The 16,799-nt window shown below is 60.6% G+C and carries 17 protein-coding genes; 5 read left to right on the forward strand and 12 right to left on the reverse strand.

Going from position 1 to position 16,799, the window contains the following annotated elements:
- Window positions 1-67 precede the first annotated feature (67 nt).
- Window positions 68-688 (forward strand): RBBP9/YdeN family alpha/beta hydrolase, encoded by a 621-nt coding sequence (locus tag BSU04_RS44855; protein ID WP_089166575.1) that lies wholly within the window; start codon window positions 68-70, stop codon window positions 686-688.
- 84 nt (window positions 689-772) lie between these two features.
- Window positions 773-1,771: a sulfate ABC transporter substrate-binding protein gene (locus tag BSU04_RS44860; RefSeq protein WP_089166576.1), complete on the forward strand. Its 999-nt coding sequence runs from the start codon at window positions 773-775 to the stop codon at window positions 1,769-1,771.
- Window positions 1,772-1,895: 124 nt separating this feature from the next.
- Here BSU04_RS44860 and bioB read toward each other — a convergent pair whose 3' ends face one another.
- From bioB to BSU04_RS44885, 5 genes are all read right to left on the reverse strand, one after another.
- The gene (gene bioB, locus BSU04_RS44865; protein ID WP_089166577.1) at window positions 1,896-2,969 is read right to left on the reverse strand and encodes a biotin synthase BioB; all 1,074 of its coding nucleotides are present in this window, start codon (window positions 2,967-2,969) and stop codon (window positions 1,896-1,898) included.
- Between the two features lie 35 nt (window positions 2,970-3,004).
- On the reverse strand, window positions 3,005-3,730 hold the full coding sequence (bioD, locus tag BSU04_RS44870) for a dethiobiotin synthase (protein WP_089166578.1): 726 nt from the start codon (window positions 3,728-3,730) through the stop codon (window positions 3,005-3,007).
- Window positions 3,727-4,947, reverse strand: coding sequence for an 8-amino-7-oxononanoate synthase (gene bioF / locus BSU04_RS44875; protein ID WP_089166579.1), 1,221 nt, complete (start codon window positions 4,945-4,947; stop codon window positions 3,727-3,729). Before bioF ends, bioD begins: the two co-directional genes overlap by 4 nt.
- Window positions 4,944-6,305, reverse strand: a complete 1,362-nt coding sequence (gene bioA / locus BSU04_RS44880) for an adenosylmethionine--8-amino-7-oxononanoate transaminase (protein WP_373452934.1) — start codon at window positions 6,303-6,305, stop codon at window positions 4,944-4,946. Before bioA ends, bioF begins: the two co-directional genes overlap by 4 nt.
- A 65-nt stretch (window positions 6,306-6,370) precedes the next feature.
- Complete coding sequence (locus BSU04_RS44885; RefSeq protein WP_373452936.1) at window positions 6,371-7,156, reverse strand: enoyl-CoA hydratase/isomerase family protein; 786 nt, start codon at window positions 7,154-7,156, stop codon at window positions 6,371-6,373.
- Between the two features lie 700 nt (window positions 7,157-7,856).
- Between BSU04_RS44885 and BSU04_RS44890 the strand changes: the two genes are divergently transcribed.
- From BSU04_RS44890 to BSU04_RS44900, 3 genes are read left to right on the forward strand one after another with little or no spacing between them, the layout of a single operon-like run.
- On the forward strand, window positions 7,857-8,678 hold the full coding sequence (locus BSU04_RS44890; protein WP_089166582.1) for a hypothetical protein: 822 nt from the start codon (window positions 7,857-7,859) through the stop codon (window positions 8,676-8,678).
- Window positions 8,663-9,004 (forward strand): hypothetical protein, encoded by a 342-nt coding sequence (locus BSU04_RS44895; RefSeq protein WP_089166583.1) that lies wholly within the window; start codon window positions 8,663-8,665, stop codon window positions 9,002-9,004. Before BSU04_RS44890 ends, BSU04_RS44895 begins: the two co-directional genes overlap by 16 nt.
- Before the next feature lie 42 nt (window positions 9,005-9,046).
- Window positions 9,047-9,340 carry a hypothetical protein gene (locus BSU04_RS44900; RefSeq protein ID WP_089166584.1) on the forward strand — a complete coding sequence of 98 codons (294 nt, stop codon included), beginning with the start codon at window positions 9,047-9,049 and terminating at the stop codon, window positions 9,338-9,340.
- 136 nt (window positions 9,341-9,476) lie between these two features.
- Here the strand turns inward: BSU04_RS44900 and BSU04_RS44905 are convergent, their stop codons facing one another.
- From BSU04_RS44905 to aceK, 7 genes are all read right to left on the reverse strand, one after another.
- On the reverse strand, window positions 9,477-10,718 hold the full coding sequence (locus BSU04_RS44905; RefSeq protein WP_089166585.1) for a dienelactone hydrolase family protein: 1,242 nt from the start codon (window positions 10,716-10,718) through the stop codon (window positions 9,477-9,479).
- A gap of 362 nt (window positions 10,719-11,080) precedes the next feature.
- Window positions 11,081-11,503 (reverse strand): YchJ family protein, encoded by a 423-nt coding sequence (locus BSU04_RS44910; protein WP_089166586.1) that lies wholly within the window; start codon window positions 11,501-11,503, stop codon window positions 11,081-11,083.
- Complete coding sequence (locus tag BSU04_RS44915; RefSeq protein WP_089166587.1) at window positions 11,500-12,108, reverse strand: glutathione S-transferase family protein; 609 nt, start codon at window positions 12,106-12,108, stop codon at window positions 11,500-11,502. Before BSU04_RS44915 ends, BSU04_RS44910 begins: the two co-directional genes overlap by 4 nt.
- A 59-nt stretch (window positions 12,109-12,167) precedes the next feature.
- Window positions 12,168-12,845 (reverse strand): SDR family oxidoreductase, encoded by a 678-nt coding sequence (locus BSU04_RS44920; RefSeq protein ID WP_089166588.1) that lies wholly within the window; start codon window positions 12,843-12,845, stop codon window positions 12,168-12,170.
- 21 nt (window positions 12,846-12,866) lie between these two features.
- The gene (locus BSU04_RS44925) at window positions 12,867-14,060 is read right to left on the reverse strand and encodes an acetyl-CoA C-acetyltransferase (protein ID WP_089166589.1); all 1,194 of its coding nucleotides are present in this window, start codon (window positions 14,058-14,060) and stop codon (window positions 12,867-12,869) included.
- Window positions 14,053-14,865 carry a carbonate dehydratase gene (can, locus tag BSU04_RS44930; protein ID WP_089166590.1) on the reverse strand — a complete coding sequence of 271 codons (813 nt, stop codon included), beginning with the start codon at window positions 14,863-14,865 and terminating at the stop codon, window positions 14,053-14,055. The genes BSU04_RS44925 and can overlap by 8 nt, the downstream gene beginning before the upstream one ends.
- Window positions 14,866-14,886: 21 nt before the next feature.
- Window positions 14,887-16,686 (reverse strand): bifunctional isocitrate dehydrogenase kinase/phosphatase, encoded by a 1,800-nt coding sequence (gene aceK, locus BSU04_RS44935; protein ID WP_089166591.1) that lies wholly within the window; start codon window positions 16,684-16,686, stop codon window positions 14,887-14,889.
- Between the last annotated feature and the right edge of the window lie 113 nt (window positions 16,687-16,799).

A 16,799-nucleotide genomic window follows, 5' to 3' on the forward strand; every position in this document is an offset into this window, starting at 1 on the left:
CGCGGGCGCGCGCACGCAGCAGAATTGTTCCTCAGCATGCCGGCTACGAGCTGGCAGCGAGGTTCACATGAGTTCATGCAGCACATCCGCCTGGCCGCCGCGGCTTGTTACCGTACCGGGTTTGCACGGCAGCGAGGGCACGCACTGGCAAACATGGTTGGAACGGCAATTGCCGAAATCAAGACGCGTCGAGCAGGACGACTGGGACGCGCCTCAACTCGACGCGTGGGCGCAATCCGTCGCGGATACGGTGGCGAGCGTTCGCGGTCCGGTGATTCTTGCCGCGCACAGTTTCGGTTGCCTCGCGGCCGCGCACGCGATCGCGCAAGGCCTGACCGGCAACGCCGTGGCCGGCGTGCTGTTTGTCGCGCCCGCCAGCCCGGACAAGTTCCGGTTCGCCGGCGCGTTCGAACCACGCCGTCTGGCGGTGCCATCGGTAATGATTGCGAGCATGACTGATCCGTGGATGCCCTTCGACCAGGCGATGCGCCTCGCGAGCCAGCTTGGCAGCGCGTTCGTGAATCTCGGCGATGCCGGCCACATCAACACGGCGGCGGGGTTCGGTCCGTGGCCGCGTGCAAAATATTTCGTCGATACCTTGATTCATTGCGCGGCCCCGGCGCATTTCGCGGAGCAACCCGACGTGTTCGACCGCTTCGAGCATATTGAACAGGCGGCCTATGGATGAGGCGTCCGATGCATTCCAGCACCGGCTTTTCGATAGAATCGCCGCTTCGCAGCGGTTTTCACTATTCGAACAATCGGGGGATGCATGGCGGGTTTGAAGCATTGGGCAGCAATCGCGGCGTTGGGTCTCACTACGTTCGCACACGCGGATACGGCGTTGCTCAACGTCTCCTACGACGTCACGCGCGAGTTGTACAAGGACATCGATACCGCGTTTATTGCTGACTATAAGCAGAAGACCGGCCAGACGCTTTCCGTGCGTCAGTCGCATGGGGCGTCGAGTGCGCAGGCTTTGTCGGTGATGCAGGGTCTGCAGGCTGACGTGGTCACGATGAACCAGCCGAACGATATCGACTTGCTGGTCGAGCGCGGCGGCCTTGTGCCCGCCAACTGGCGCACGCTGCTGCCGAATAACGCGGTGCCTTACACGACTACCATGGTGTTTCTGGTGCGTCATGGCAACCCGAAGAGCATCTTGGACTGGAGCGATCTCGCGCGTCCCGGCGTGCAGGTCGTGATCGCTAATCCGAAGACGTCGGGCAACGGGCGTTACGCGTATCTGGCGGCGTGGGGTTACAAGAAGCAGCAAGGTGCAACCGATGCGCAGGCTCAAGCGTTCGAGAAAGCCATTTTCAAGAACGTGCCGGTGCTGGACACGGGTGGTCGTGGTGCCACGACAACCTTCACGCAACGCGGTATTGGCGACGTGCTGGTGACGTTTGAAAACGAAGTTGCGTTGATGAATGCGGGCGCGTCGGGCAAGGATTTCGACGCGGTGTATCCGTCGGTGAGTTTGTTAGCCGAACCGCCTGTCGCGGTGGTTGCGAAAGTCGTGGACAAGCGTGGGACGCGCAAGGAGGCGCAGGCGTACCTGGACTATTTGTGGACCCCGGCGGCGCAGGAAATCATCGCGCAACATCATCTGCGGCCACGTAATGCCGACGTGCTTGCCAAGCACGCAAGCGAATTCAAGCCGATCAAGACGTTCACGGTGGAGCAGGTTTTCGGCAACTGGCAGAAAGCGCAGCAAACCCATTTCTCCGATGGCGGCACGTTCGATCAGGTGATTGTGGATAAGAACTGAGGCTGCAGGCTGGTGAAACAAAAAATCCCCCATGACCTGATGATCGCGGGGGATTCTGGACATCGACTGACTTCACTTCACCGCACCTTCGCGGCCTGGATCAGTGAATCAAGCAGCTTGTTGTTCACTGCACCTGCGCGTGTCCGCACTTCACATCACAAGCCTCGGCCGCTTGCATCTGCTGCGACGCTTCTGCGCGCATTCCCAAACGCTCCAGCAACTTCCGGTCGGCTTCAGCCTGCGGGTTGCTCGTCGTCAGCAACTGGTCGCCATAGAAAATCGAATTCGCGCCGGCGAGGAAACACAGCGCCTGCAGCGCTTCATCCATCTGCTCGCGTCCCGCCGATAACCGGACCATCGCCTTGGGCATCGTGATGCGCGCAACCGCGATCGTACGTACGAATTCAAACGGATCCAGCGGTGCGGTACCCGTCAGCGGCGTGCCTTCCACCTGCACCAGATTGTTGATAGGCACCGATTCCGGATACGGCTCCATGTTCGCCAGTTGCGTGATCAGACCGGCCCGTTCACGCCGCGTTTCACCCATGCCGACAATCCCGCCGCAGCACACATTGATCCCGGCATCGCGGACATGTTCGAGCGTATCCAGGCGATCCTGATACGTACGCGTCGAGATGATCTGGCCGTAGAACTCCGGCGATGTATCGAGGTTATGGTTGTAGTAATCCAGCCCCGCGTCGCGCAAGCGTTCCGCCTGATGCGCTTCCAGCATGCCGAGCGTCACGCAGGTTTCCAGGCCCATGGCCTTCACGCCGCGAATCATATCGGCGATCGGTTCAAGATGCTGGTCCTTCGGATTGCGCCACGCCGCGCCCATGCAAAAACGCGTCGCGCCGTTCGCCTTGGCGACTTCGGCGGCCTTCAGGACCTCATCGACGGCCATCAGTTTCTCGGCCTTAAGCCCCGTGTCGTGATGCGACGACTGCGGGCAGTATGCGCAATCTTCCGGGCAACCGCCGGTCTTGATCGACAACAGCGTGGAGAGTTGAACCGTGTTGGCATCGAAGTGTTCGCGATGCACAGCCTGAGCGCGAAACATCAAATCGTTGAAGGGCAGGTCGTAGAGCGCGACAATATCCGCCACGCGCCAGCGAGCCAGCGTTTGCGGTGCGGCGGGTTGAGCGGCGGGTTGGGCAGCGGGTTGGGCGGCTTTGTCGGTGGATTGCACTTGCGTCATGTGAGGATCCTTTTCGTTTTGCGGATAACGATGAATTATTGGCCCGCGCCGGCTGAACGAAGCGCGTCCAGCAGCACGGAGGTATCTATATAAGTCGTCGCCACGCGAGCTTCCGGCGGCGTGAGGCGAGGAATCGTGCCGAGCAGCGGCGCGTTGTATTGACTGTCGAGCCGCAGCCGGATTGCTTCTATATTTTCAGCGGGAAACAGCATGCCGGGATCGATCTGGTTCGCCACCCAGCCCACCAGATGCAGCCCCCGTGCCGCGATGGCCTCAGCGCTCAGCAGCGCGTGACTGATGCAGCCGAGCCGCATGCCGACCACCAGCACGACTGGCAGGTTCAACGCGAACGCGAGGTCGGCGGTATCGTGGACATCGGTGAGCGGCACGCGGAACCCGCCCACGCCTTCCACCACCACCACGTCCGCTTGCTTCACGGCGAACTGGTGCGCTTCCACGATCCGCGCGATATCCAGCGACACGTTCTCGCGCGCCGCCGCGATGTGCGGCGCGGCGGCTTCTTTGAGCATGAATGGCGTGCGTATCGACGGCGGCAGCGCAACGTTCGCGGCGGCATCGAGTTGATCCGCATCTTCGTTGTGCCACTCGCCGTCCCGTTCGAACGCGCCCGCCGCGATGGGTTTCATCGCGGCGGCACGCAGGCCAAGTGCGGCGAAGCCATGCAGCAACGCAGCCGATACCAGCGTCTTGCCGATCTCGGTATCGGTGCCGGTGACGAAGAGTGAAAGTGGCGCGGTCATAATCGATTACTCAAGGTTTGCAGTGCATTATCGAGCTTCGCGAGGTCGTCGTGGCTATGCGCTGCCGACAGCGAAATGCGCAGGCGCGATGTGCCTGCCGGGACAGTTGGCGGACGGATTGCGGGCACCCACATGCGGTATTCATCGAGTGCGGCGGCGAGCCTAAGCGTCTCTTCATTGCCGCCGATAATCAACGGTTGAACGGCAGTATGCGAATCCACGGGCGACCATCGCGTGCGCTTTAGCATGGCGCGCGTACTGTCGATGAGCGTAGCGAGATGCGCACGTCTTGCGTCACCTTCACCGCTGCCGATAATCTGCAAACTCGCCGATACCGCATGCGCCACGGCCGGCGCCGACGCCGTCGTAAAGATGTACGGCCGCGCGCGCTGCACGAACCATTCGATCACCGTCTCATGCGCGATCACGAACGCGCCGGACACGCCTGCTGCCTTGCCCAACGTGCCGACGTACACAAGATGCGGCGAGCGCGACGCGGCCTCAGCCAGCGCACCGCGGCCTTGCGGACCGAGCACGCCAAAGCCGTGTGCGTCGTCGACAACCAGCCACGCGCCGTGACGCTCCGCGAGCTCGAGCAACGATCCAAGCGGGGCGATGTCGCCGTCCATGCTGAAGACGGAATCCGTAACGATGATCTTCGTGCCGCCCTCATTGGCCGATGCTTCGAGCAGGGCGTCGAGCGCTTCGGCGTCGGCATGAGGATAGACGCGAATTTGCGCACGCGACAAACGCGCGCCATCAATCAGTGATGCATGGTTCAACGCGTCGCAGAACATGAGCGTGTCACGGCCGCCCGATGGACCCACGGCGCCGAGCGTGGTCAGCGTCGCGAGGTTCGCCATGTAGCCGGTGCTGAAATACAGCGCTCGCGGCTGGTCAACAAAACCGCCGGAGAACGCCGCGAGGTCGTCTTCCAGCTTCGCATGCGCGCGCGAATGGCCGCCGAGCAAATGCGATCCGCCGCTGCCCGCACCATATTTTTGCGCTCCTTCGGCAAGTGCTTCGCGCAAGGTTTCATGCGCTGCGAGCCCGAGATAATCGTTGCTCGCGAAGCCGATGATCTCGCGTCCGTCGACCGTCATGTGAGCGGCGCAGGCGCTGTCGGCGATGCGTCGGCGACGACGCAAGCCGTTGCGCTCGATATCGGCGAGACCTTGCTTCAAAGGCTCGAAAAGAGCTGGCGATGTGTCGCTCATGCGGCCTCCGATAATGTGGCGTCGAAGACAGTGCGGGTGCGTTCGGCGAGCAGCGTCAGTTCGTCGTCGCTGAGGATGTACGGTGGCATCAGATAGACAGTCTTGCCTATCGGTCTCAACAATAGCTCGTGTTTCAAGGCATTTTCGAAGAAACGCCGCGAGAATGAGCGTGCCTGAGCGGGGTCTTCTATGATCGCATCGAAGGCGAAGATCGTGCCGCGTTCGCGCAGGTTCCTGACGTGCCGATGATCTTGAAGCGGGCTCAGTGCAGCGCGCAAGACGGAAGATTTGCGGCGGTTCTCTTCAAGCACATTCGCGCTTTCGAACAGATCGAGCGTCGCCAGGGCGGCGCGGCATGCAAGCGGGTTGCCCGTGTACGAATGCGAGTGCAGGAAACCGCGCGTCATGTCGTCATCGTAGAACGCGGCATAGATTTCATCGCGTGTCAGCACGATCGATAGCGGTAAATACCCGCCGCTGATCCCCTTCGATAAACACAGGAAATCCGGCCAGATCGCAGCCTGTTCGCATGCGAAGAACGTGCCGCTGCGACCACAGCCGACGGCGATTTCATCGGCGATGAGATGCACGCCGTAGTCATCGCACAAGGCACGCAAGCCCTTCAAATATGAGGGATCGTGCATCGCCATGCCGGCGGCGCACTGTACCAGCGGCTCCACGATCACGGCTGCAAGCTGCGAGGCCTTGGCGTCGAATAGTGTTTTCATATCGGCGAGCGCGCGTTGGGCGACATCGCGCGCCGTCTCACCTTCGCGGGCCTGGCGGGCATCCGGCGACATCACCACGTGCGCATGGCGAATCAGCGGATCGTAGGCGTCCTTGAACAACGCGACATCGGTTACGCCGAGCGCGCCGATAGTCTCGCCGTGATAGCTGTTCGCGAGGCACACGAATTCGCGCTTCTCCGCGTGGCCACTATTGCGCCAGAAGTGGAAGCTCATCTTCAATGCGATTTCGACCGCCGACGCGCCGTCAGAAGCGAAAAACGCATGCCCCAGCGTGTGCTGCGTCAGGGCGTGCAGACGCTCGGCGAGCAGGACGGCGGGTTCGTGCGTGCAACCGGCGAGCATGGCGTGTTCGAGCGTGTCGAGCTGATCTTTCAGTGCTGCATTGATGTGAGGGTTCGCGTGGCCGAAGAGGTTGACCCACCACGAGCTGATGGCATCGAGATAGCGATGGCCGTCGTGGTCGTAGAGCCACGCGCCCTTGCCGCGAGCGACGGGCACGAGCGGGGTGCGCTCGTGATGCTTCATTTGCGTACACGGATGCCATACGGCGCGTAGCGAGCGTGCAACCCAGTCATCGGGTGCAGGCTTGAGCTGGTTGTTCAGGTTCAAAACGACTCCAGGGGAGCGGCCAGTCATGTGCTCAGTCGAGCACTCAGGCCACGCTCCCGATCACATTAGGCAAGCCACGACGGCTTGCTCTTTTCCAGAAAACTGCGCACGCCCTCGCGGCCTTCGTCCGAGGCGCGAATTCGCGCGATACGGTCGGCAGTGTCCGAGATCAGCGTTTCATCGATTGCCTTGTCTGCCAGATCGACCACGAGTTGCTTGCACTCGCGCACGGCGTTCGGGCTATTGGCGGCGATCGCGGCTGCGACTGCATCGACGGTGGCATCCAGCGCATCTGCCGCAACGACCTGATGCACGAGGCCGATGCGCAGCGCTTCGCCGGCATCGAAGCGCTCAGCGGTCACGAAGTATCGGTGCGATGCGCGCGCGCCTATTGCCCGGATCACGTAGGGCGCGATGGTCGCGGGCATCAGCCCGAGCTTCGCCTCCGATAAGCAGAAGTGCGCTGATTCCGCACAGATTGCTATATCGGCGACGGCCACGAGGCCCATGCCGCCTGCGTACGCGTCGCCCTGGACCTGCGCGATCACGGGTTTGTTGCACGCGTAGAGGGTGTTGAGCATGGTGGCGAGGCCGAGTGCATCGGCGCGATTTTCTGCGTCCGAGTACGCCGCCATGCGTTTCATCCAGTTGAGGTCGGCGCCGGCGCAGAAAGCGGGGCCGTTTGCAGCGAGGATGATGACGCGGATGGAGGAGTCGTCGGCGAGCGCGCGAAAAGCCGCGGTCAATTCGACGATGGTGGCTTCGTCGAAGGCGTTGCGGACGTCGGGGCGATCGAGCGTGACGCGTGCCACGTAGCCGTCGACGGTGACTTTCAGGCGCTGCAGGTTCATTGCATCGGTCATGGGGGGGTCTCGATGTGCGCGACTCGGTGTTTCGCTGAGCACCAATTATCTCTAAATTCGCCGCGGGATTCGATTTTGGGAGGCCGGGGACCTTGGGCGGCGCGCGGGGCGCGAACGTGGATTGAGCGGGGTCATGGCTAACTTCGCTTATCGTGACGGGTCTTGGTGGGGTACGGGGGCTATTTCGCGCTGGTGCACGGGAAGAGGTTTTTCGCTTGCACACCGGCGGGCGGACGCGAGGGTGGGGGGTTTTGGGGTAGCGGTTGGGGGCAGTGCTGAGGTGCCAGGTTCCTGGGTTTGCGGTCGGAGTCAGTGCCGGGTTCTGCTTCCAGGGGGCTGCGGTCCGCTGTGTAAGCTATTTTCTCGGCGCTATTAGCCACGTGCGGGAGCGGAAAGGCGACCTTTCGAAAAACCGCGCACAGTCCGAAAATACGAGACTCTAGTGCGCTCCTCGCACGATTGCGCGACGAAATCAACGTGTCAGGCCCGACATAGGCGGCCCTGTGTCGCACGGTGAAAAGCAATCCTTCGCGCGCCAGCGACGACTTCAGCAAGACTCCGAGGAAGCGGAAGCAAACGGAACCCGAGCGCGAACTCTACGGTCGCAAACGACTGTGGTTCTGTTTTTGAGATGAGGTGTGCGTAAAGTGCGGTAGGTTACCGTCGTTGCAACAAAACAATAGTCAGGATGCCGAGAGAACTCATTGTTGTTCAAGGCACGACTTATGCCTCGTACGCCGAGCATGAAGTTCATGGTAACGCAACCGATTCGGGGCCTGCCTTGTTCGAGGGCGCGTCCTTATACGATTGGGTGAATGACTTTGAACTCGTTCGAGACGCCGAAACTTGGCTGAGATCGAAATTTTCGGACTTCAGCTGCATCGGTCGCCTGAGCATCCTTGAGTATTTGCGCAATAAGGTTATGCAAGGCGAGGTCCGTGTGGTCCGGGCAGAACCCATGAGCGCAGACAATGGTTTCGTCCAACCACCCCGGCTGGCTGCGCCAAGATCCTGGGAGACGAAACCCTTTGACCCGCCGTACACATATTACAGTTCGTTACCGGTCGCGTCCTTTGACTTCGACGGCTGGCAAAGCCAGCTTGAGAGTTGGACAAATGACTTCAGCGACGCGGTAGCGACAGCGTTGCCGACGCTTCGGGGAAGTAACCTGACGCGTACGCAATTGAACGTCGCCGCTGCAATTGTCGGCGTGTTTAACCAAGGCTCGCGTTTGACCGACGCCGTAGATTTAGGCGATGTGACGGCAATCGGCGAGGCATCGACTCCGTTGAGCGGAGCAGCGCCATTCGAGTATTTTTCTAGCGCGCCATCCGACGGCGTGCTTTCAATGGCAATGCGCTCGGGCCGCGATGCGCAGTGCTTTGCAGACAATGAGCAGGACATGGAAATGTGCAACGTCGCCAAAGCGATGTATGGCGGCGACCCCCGAACCTACGCGCTGTGCAGTTCACGCGCGGCCGAAAACTACCGCACTTGCTTGGGATATTAACGGCTGCCAACGACAAAGTATTCATCACGTTCTACGACGACGAAAGCGACGCTTTCAAATACTCATGGCTACGGCGCTCGACCGTTGAGCCGTTTCTCGACCGCGCGCCCATTGACGCATTGCCGTCCCCCGCGCCGGGAGCGCCGATCACCAACGAGGACGCACGCTTGCTCGGCGGCATGGCGTTCATGAGTCTGGTTGGGGGCCGTCAGAGCCTTCGCGACCGCTTGGAGATTGTGACGGCCACGCCGATGGATTGGACGCAACTGGCCCCGCCAACCATGCCCGCGCCACCGCCCCGGCCAGCAACCGACCCTACGGACTGACTGAAGGCACACGGTAATTTTCGACACTGGCACATCGACATCATGGCGGCGCAAGGCCGCGACCTGACGCTTGGTTTGTCACTGGATGCCGTTCGAACAACCATCACCTTTCAGACCGCAACTCGATGTTCCATTGAAAACTTCGGCATCACTAACATCGTGGATGACATTGCGATCCTTGAGGATGGCACACAGGCCTATGACGATGCGCTCGTGAAGCTCAGTAACTGCGAGCGCCTGCACCGTGCAATGCAACCCAACTGGATCGTCAGCGTATCGTCGGCGGTCGGTGTCAACGCGTTGGTGGAGTGCGTCGATATCAGCGTGCAGCCGTAGACGAGGCATTTCGCACATATGGACAAAGAGAATGGCTGACTCAGGCAGACTGCTAACTCAGGAACCTGGCAACCCGGCATTGACTCAGACCGCTAGCCTCAGGACCAGCTACCAGCCTTTTGCTGACTCAAACGCCTTACCTCGAAGCTGTCTGCGTCTGCCCGACATTGCGATCATTCCAGACCACCGCGTTATTAACGGCATACAACCGGCATGGATCGCTGCTCTGCTTCTGGCACCCGTTCAATGCCACCGACATCGGGTCGTCGCCCCCTTCCGCCCACGACCACGCACCCGAATCCGACACCGCGAATGCGCGGCTCGAATACTGATGCAGAAAGTTTTCGTAACCCTCACGGCCATGTTCATCGAGGAACGGCACTGCGGTCACCGCATCCACGGTCGCATAACCCGTCGGCGAAGGCGCCTGCGGATCCGAAACCTGATATTGCCGATCCGTCGGCATGCCAACGTCCTCGAGGAACGTCTTCACACGCGGCCACCAGATCGCCACACCGTCACGATCTCCAACCAGCCGATGTGCATCGTTCTTATAAGCGCCGAAATTCACCATGTCGGCCTTCGCACCGTGCGCGCTGTACGACGCAAACATTTCCTCAGGCAAGTTGCCCTGCCACACAGAATCGTTGGTCCCGTACATCCACAAGGACGGCAACTTCACATGCTCACCGTATTCACCAAACGCGCTAGTCAGGTTTTTCTGCCAGCCCGGACACTCGTCCTGACGCAAACCACCCGAGAAGTTGATCAGGCCACGCACGCCCTCCGCCTCACGCGCGTCGCGCGCGCCATACGCCATGGTCACCAGCCCACCGTGCGATGCGCCCGCCACCACCACGTGCTGGCTGTCGACAAATGATTGCTTGTCCATGTAAGCCACCGTGGCCGCCACGTCGCGCGCCTGGGTGAAGCCGTTGGCTTCGACGTCGCAACCGTTGCCGGTATATTCCCCACCCGATTGCGCAAAGCCACGGCGATTCGGCACGACAACTACATAACCATGGCGCACGAATTCGCGCGCAAACGCGATCGGACGCGCGCGTGTCTGGTCATGCGCATTGCCAGGGAGCTTGCCGTGATTGAAGATGACCATCGGGAACGGACCCGGTCCATCAGGTTTGAAGAGGGTGGTTTCAAGCGAAACGTCGCCCGAAGGCACTTCGATGACGGACTCGTTCAGGTTTGCGTCAACAACGGGAAGCGAGGGATCGAACGACTGCGGCACCGTACCGAAGGCAGGTGCCTCGAGCTTTGCGTACTGCTGCGCACCCGGGAACGGCTCTGCAAGCGCCGAGGCGGACACCGCCGCGAGCGCACACACCATTACGCAACCTGACAACACTTGCCTAAATGCCATCCCCGAAACTCCACCCGCTTCTCGACCCGGCTGATTTCTCAAAGCACGAGCCAGCTTATTGTCACAATCCATCGATCCGGACGTTCGTACTGTCAATCAGTATCACTGGTCGGATCGTCAAGTCATGCCCCGAATAGACATGACAATGGGCTTCAATACGCAACACCGTCGCGCTGGCAGATATTTAGCTTATGAAACAGCAACTTAATATCATTCGCCAGCGACTGGCGAAAAGCTAGGGTACCCGGACAAAATGAATAGGCGCAATTAGAAAGTACCCGCGCGGCACACTAATTTTTTGGCGAAAGCAGACGTTCAGGAAATTATTGCCGCGACGCAGCAAGATTCGTCGCTATGACGTTTCAATCGCGGATATTACCGTCGACATAACGCCACAGTCCGGCAGCGTCCCGTTCGAACCGGCTCGTCTCATGCAGCCGGAATGCGCGTCCGCCAAGCTTGTAGCGCGCGATAAATTCAACCTCGGCGTGATCGGCGTCAACAGGCGTGTGGCGTTTTATCTGCAGGCCGAGCCAGCGGGTGGCAGGGTCTGCTGAGGTTTCCAGATCGCGGGGGCAGGTGGTCTCGGCCCAGGTCGCGCGCAGATACGCCGTCTCGCCGAGTACGTAGGCGGTGTAGCGCGAGCGCATCAGTTCCATCGCGTTGCCCGCCGGCGCGACGCCTTCTATAAAGCGCCCGCAACATTGCGCATATCGAGGCGGCCGTTTGGCGCTGTTCAATCCCGGCGACGCGCCGCCGCACGGGCATTCCAACACTTGCGTCATCCGTCGACGCCCGGCATCTCGATGTGCCGCGGCTGCGCCTTCACGCGCGCAAGCCATGCGCGAATGGCCGGGTACCGGCCGAGGTCGAGGTTGGCTTGATCGGCGACATGGGTGTACGCATACAGCGCAATGTCCGCGATGGTGTATTGCTCATCGACGAAATACGTCCGCGTCGCGAGATGCGTCTCCATCACGTCGAGTGCGCGATACGAGCCAGCGGTTTTCTCGGGCAGGCGAGGATCGTCAGGATGCTTGACGAACTGAAGAATGAAGCGCGCAACCGCGATGTTGGGCTCGTGACTGTACTGCTCGAAGAACATCCATTGCAGGACGCGCGCCCGCGAAAGACGGTCCGTGGGCAGCAGCGGCGTGCCTTCGGCGAGGTAATACAGGATCGCGTCCGATTCGAAGAGGCATGTGTGCTCATCGATCTGAAGCACTGGCACCTTGCCGTTCGGATTCAACTGACGAAACGCCTCGGTGCGCGTGGCGCCGTTCATCATGTCTACTTCATGCCAGACATACGGCCGGCTCAGTTGTTCGAGCGCAAGCCGGACCTTGTAGCAATTCCCCGATGACGCCACGCCATGTACTTGATACGCCACTTCGTGTCCTTTTCGTTTGATTGAAACGCTCACTTTGAAGCCCTGCTAAGGTACCGCACTCACCACGCGAGCGGCGTACCGTCGTACTGCACGAAAGTGCCGTTGAATTTTTTAGGGTTCGCGGCGGCTGCCGCGATTACAGCGCGCATTCCGGAAATGCTGTGCGCCGGTTCGATCGCCGCCGAGGCCCCGCCCATCTCGGTGCGCACCCAGCCGGGATGCAACGCGATACAAGTCGAGCCGCGCGCTTCCAGCGACGTCGCCTTCAGCGCAGCATTCACCGCGGCCTTGCTCGCGCGATACAGCCAGCCCGCCGTCCCGTTCATTTCCGTGATCCCGCCCATCTTGCTCGACAGCACCGCGAGCACGCCGTGCGCGGCGTCCGTGTGCGGCCGGAGAATGGGCAGCAGTTGCATTGGGCCGCGAACGTTGGTGTGCATGACCAAATCGAAATCTTCCGACGTGATGGTCTGCGCGTGTTCCGTTCGCGGACCATAAACGCCCGACACGATGATCGCGACATCCAGTTTCTCGCCGTCGAGCTGCGAGCCGAGCGCCGCGATCTGCTCGGGTTGGGTTGTGTCGACCGAGAAGGTTTTTGCGCCCACGGCGTCGAGTGCTTCCAGCGACGCCGCATTGCGAGCGGTGGCGAGCACGCGCCAGCCGTCGCGGCAATAGGCTCGCGCGAATTCGCGGCCGAGGCCGCGCGATGCACCCACGATCAATACGGTTTTCATGACGCTCTCCTGCACGATGCTCTAAACCAGTTCGATACCCATCGCTGTCGCTTCTCCGCCGCCGATGCACAAGCTCGCCACGCCGCGCTTCAAGCCGCGCTGACGCAACGCGCCGATCAACGTAACGAGAATTCGCGCGCCCGATGCACCGATCGGATGTCCCAACGCACAGGCGCCGCCATTGACGTTGACCCTGTCATGCGGCAAGTCGTGTTCCCGCATGGCAGCCATCGCGACGACCGCAAACGCTTCATTGATCTCGAAGAGATCGACTTCGTTCGCGCGCCAGCCGTTCTTCTCGAATAGCTTGCGGATCGCACCGACAGGCGCAGTCGTGAACAACGCCGGTTCCTGCGCGAAGGTGCTGTGTCCCACGACCCGTGCAAGCGGCGTGACGCCGAGCCGTTTCGCTGTCGATGCCCGCATCATCACGAGTGCGGCGGCGCCGTCGGAAATAGACGATGCATTGGCGGCTGTCACCGTGCCGTCTTTGGCGAACGCGGGTTTGAGCGTCGCAATCTTGTCGATATTCGCCTTGAACGGCTGCTCGTCGTGATCGATGACGGTATCGCCCTTGCGGCCCGCGACCGTGACTGGCGCGATTTCCCAGTCGAACGAACCGTCTTCGTTGGCCCGCTTCGCACGCTTCAGTGATTCGATGGCAAACGCGTCCTGCGCTTCCCGCGAAAATTTATACGATCCGGCGCATTGCTCCGCGAACGTGCCCATCAGCCGGCCCTTTTCATACGCGTCTTCCAGGCCATCGAGGAACATGTGATCGAGCACCTGGCCGTGGCCCATGCGCATACCGGCACGCGCCTTCGGCAGCAAATACGGCGCATTGGTCATGCTCTCCATCCCGCCTGCGACGATCACGTCCGCCGAGCCGGCCAGCAGCATGTCGTGCGCGAACATGGCGGCGCGCATGCCCGAGCCGCACATCTTGTTGACCGTGGTGCTGCCGACGGACAGCGGCAGGCCCGCGCCGAGCGCAGCTTGCCGCGCAGGCGCCTGACCGAGTCCGGCGGGCAGCACGCAGCCCATCACGGCTTCTTCGATCTGCTCGGGCTTAAGGCCGGCGCGCTCGACCGCGGCGCGGATTGCCACCGAGCCGAGCTGCGGCGCTGTCACCGTGGCGAAGTCGCCTTGAAAAGCGGCCATCGGCGTACGGACAGCCGATACGATCACCACCGGATCATCTAAAAAATCAGTCATGCTTCAGCTCCTTGATCACACCTTTCAAAATAGCCGGGACATCGCCGAGACGGGCGGCATCGGAGGCGAGCACATCGTTCTCCGATGAGTGCGCGCCACCGCGCGCCAGCGCCGCGATGCATTGCTGATAGGTCGGCTCGACTTCCTCCGACCCGTTGATCATCATGCCCATGTTGCGCACACGGCCGTCATGCACGCCGTAGGTCCAGCCGTGCACCGTGATCTCCTGTCCACGCGCCCACGCATCGCGCAGGATGGTCGTATGGCATACGTTCACTGTCTGTTCAATCGTGTTCAGCTCCACCAGCCGACGATTTCGCGCCTCGCCCATCGGCCATTCTTCGAGCAGCGCGGCATGCTTGTCGCGCACGTCTTCCACGTGACGCAGCCAGTTATCGGCCAGGCCGACGCGCCGGCCCACGAGCGCCGCGCCCACGCCGGAACAGCCGTAGTGCCCGACCACCATGATGTGCTTCACCTTCAGCAGGTCGACGGCGAACTGGATCACGGACAGGCAGTTGAGGTCCGAGTGAACGACCACGTTCGCGATGTTCCTGTGCACGAACACCTCGCCCGGCGGCAAGCCGATGATCTGGTTAGCCGGCACGCGTGAGTCCGAGCAGCCGATCCACAGGTATTCGGGCGCTTGCTGGTGCGCGAGGCGTGAGAAATACTCCGCGTCTTCCGAGAGCTTGCGATCGACCCACTTCAGGTTGTTATCGAATAGGTGCGAGAGCGGGTTGTTGTCTTGGCTTTCAGGGTTGTCGATGTTGTCGGTGTTGTCGGTGTTGTCGGTGTTGGACATGGCATTCAGTGCGGATAGGTTTCATGCGGCGCGTACTGCGGGTGCGCCGTCCAGAAAACGCTCGGGATAACGAACGCAAAAACGGATGCCGCGTTCGTACGGAAAGAATTCGGCGAGCTCGCCGTTAAGAATCTGTTCCTTGTGCTTTTGCCAGAGAGCGGGGTCGAAGAAATCGGGGTGATGTTTCATGAACACGTTGCGCACGCGCGGGTCGCCGAGCAGGAATGTGTTGTAGGTTTCGGGGAAGATGTCATGCGGCCCGACGGTGTACCACGGCTCGCCTGACATCTCGTCTTCCTCATTTCGCGCTTGCGGTACTCGGCGCACGTTGCAGTCCGTCAGGTACTCGATCTCGTCGTAGTCGTAGAACACCACGCGGCCGTGGCGCGTGACGCCGAAATTCTTGTAGAGCATGTCGCCGGGGAAGATGTTGGCCTGGATCAGTTCCTTGATCGCGTCGCCATATTCCTTGATGCCATGCTCGATTTCCGACAGCGTGCCGTTCTGCAAATACAGATTCAGCGGCGTCATGCGGCGCTCGATGTACAAATGCCTGATCACCAGGTTATCGCCTTCGTATTCGATCATTGAAGGGACCTCTTTGGTGAGCTCTTTCAGCAATGCATCGTCGAGGCGCGACAGCGGCAACGCGACGCTCGAATACTCGAGCGTATCGGCCATGCGTCCGAGCCGATCGTGCCGTTTGACGAGCTGATACTTGTCCTGGATCTCCTTGCGCGTGGTTTCCTTCGGCGGTGGAAAGTTGTCCTTGATCAGCTTGAACACATACGGAAACGACGGCAGCGTGAACACCAGCATCACGAGCCCCTTGATGCCTGGCGCTATGACGAATTTATCGCTGGAATGCGACAGGTGATGCAGCAAGTCGCGATAAAACAGGTTCTTGCCCTGCTTCTGCAAGCCCACCGATGTATAGATTTCCGCCTTCGGTTTGCCTGGCATGATCGAGCGAAGGAACTGCACGTACGCCGACGGCACTTCCATATCTACGAGGAAGTACGAGTGCGAGAAGCTGAAGATGATCAGCACTTGTTCGCGCTGCAGCAGGACCGTATCGAGTGCAAGCAGGCCGGGTGACGCGTGACGCACGGGCACGACGAAAGGTATCACCAGGTCACCGTTGATGATCCGGCCCACTATATACGCCGCCTTGTTGCGAAAGAACAGCGACGACAGCACGTGAATCTGGAAATTAGGCGCGGCCTTGAACTCGCCAAACGCTTCGGTGATGGCTCGCATCAGGCATTGAACGTCGCGCTGCAAATCTTCGAACGGCGGCTCGAGCTGGAAGTTCGTCACAATCCGTTCGAATGTCGCGGCGAGTCCGTCTTTACTCGGGTAATACGCTCGATACGTCGGCTTGGCCGCGGGTTCGTCGTTCTCGATGTACTCCGTCGAAATGGCGGGCCGCACGAAAATGAAGTCGTTGTTGAAGTAAGAACGATGCAGGATCTTGCAGCACACTGAATTGAAGAACGTTTCCGCGCACTCCGGCTGCCGGTGCGACGTCAGCAAGCCGATGTAATGCAACTTGATCTGCTGCCAGATTTCATCGTCTATGTTCTCTGCGTCGTACTCGTCTTCCAGACGCGTCACGCACTCTTCCACCCGGTCGTCGTACGACGTGATGCGCTCGCGCGCGAGCCGCTGCAGCGCGTGCCAGTCGCCGGCCTCGAATAGCCCCTTTGCCGCAATAGCCGCATCGCGAAACACGCGATAGTGACAGTCGAAGCCTTCGAGCAGCGTTTCCGCGACATCGAAGCCAATCTGCGACGACAGCAACTTGGGAAAGTGATTCATATCAAGCCTGCACTTCGTGTGGTGTCGTTCAACGTGCGCTAAGTGCGCAAAGTGATCACGTCTCTAGGCTGTTTATAAGTGTCAAATCCAGCTTTGAATCCGGCCGGTATTGT

It is taken from the genome of Caballeronia sordidicola (assembly GCF_002220365.1).
Lineage (GTDB): Bacteria > Pseudomonadota > Gammaproteobacteria > Burkholderiales > Burkholderiaceae > Caballeronia > Caballeronia sordidicola_C.

Bases quoted from the DNA above. Each gene is read 5' to 3' on its own strand.
- BSU04_RS44910 (WP_089166586.1), bottom strand. From the start codon at position 11,503: ATGACGCAAGTGTTGGAATGCCCGTGCGGCGGCGCGTCGCCGGGATTG.
- BSU04_RS44885 (WP_373452936.1), bottom strand. From the start codon at position 7,156: ATGAACCTGCAGCGCCTGAAAGTCACCGTCGACGGCTACGTGGCACGC.
- can (WP_089166590.1), bottom strand. From the start codon at position 14,865: ATGTCCAACACCGACAACACCGACAACACCGACAACATCGACAACCCT.
- bioF (WP_089166579.1), bottom strand. From the start codon at position 4,947: ATGAGCGACACATCGCCAGCTCTTTTCGAGCCTTTGAAGCAAGGTCTC.
- BSU04_RS44900 (WP_089166584.1), top strand. From the start codon at position 9,047: ATGGCGGCGCAAGGCCGCGACCTGACGCTTGGTTTGTCACTGGATGCC.
- BSU04_RS44855 (WP_089166575.1), top strand. From the start codon at position 68: ATGAGTTCATGCAGCACATCCGCCTGGCCGCCGCGGCTTGTTACCGTA.
- bioD (WP_089166578.1), bottom strand. From the start codon at position 3,730: ATGACCGCGCCACTTTCACTCTTCGTCACCGGCACCGATACCGAGATC.
- BSU04_RS44905 (WP_089166585.1), bottom strand. From the start codon at position 10,718: ATGGCATTTAGGCAAGTGTTGTCAGGTTGCGTAATGGTGTGTGCGCTC.
- BSU04_RS44890 (WP_089166582.1), top strand. From the start codon at position 7,857: ATGCCGAGAGAACTCATTGTTGTTCAAGGCACGACTTATGCCTCGTAC.
- aceK (WP_089166591.1), bottom strand. From the start codon at position 16,686: ATGAATCACTTTCCCAAGTTGCTGTCGTCGCAGATTGGCTTCGATGTC.
- bioB (WP_089166577.1), bottom strand. From the start codon at position 2,969: ATGACGCAAGTGCAATCCACCGACAAAGCCGCCCAACCCGCTGCCCAA.
- BSU04_RS44860 (WP_089166576.1), top strand. From the start codon at position 773: ATGGCGGGTTTGAAGCATTGGGCAGCAATCGCGGCGTTGGGTCTCACT.
- BSU04_RS44925 (WP_089166589.1), bottom strand. From the start codon at position 14,060: ATGACTGATTTTTTAGATGATCCGGTGGTGATCGTATCGGCTGTCCGT.
- BSU04_RS44920 (WP_089166588.1), bottom strand. From the start codon at position 12,845: ATGAAAACCGTATTGATCGTGGGTGCATCGCGCGGCCTCGGCCGCGAA.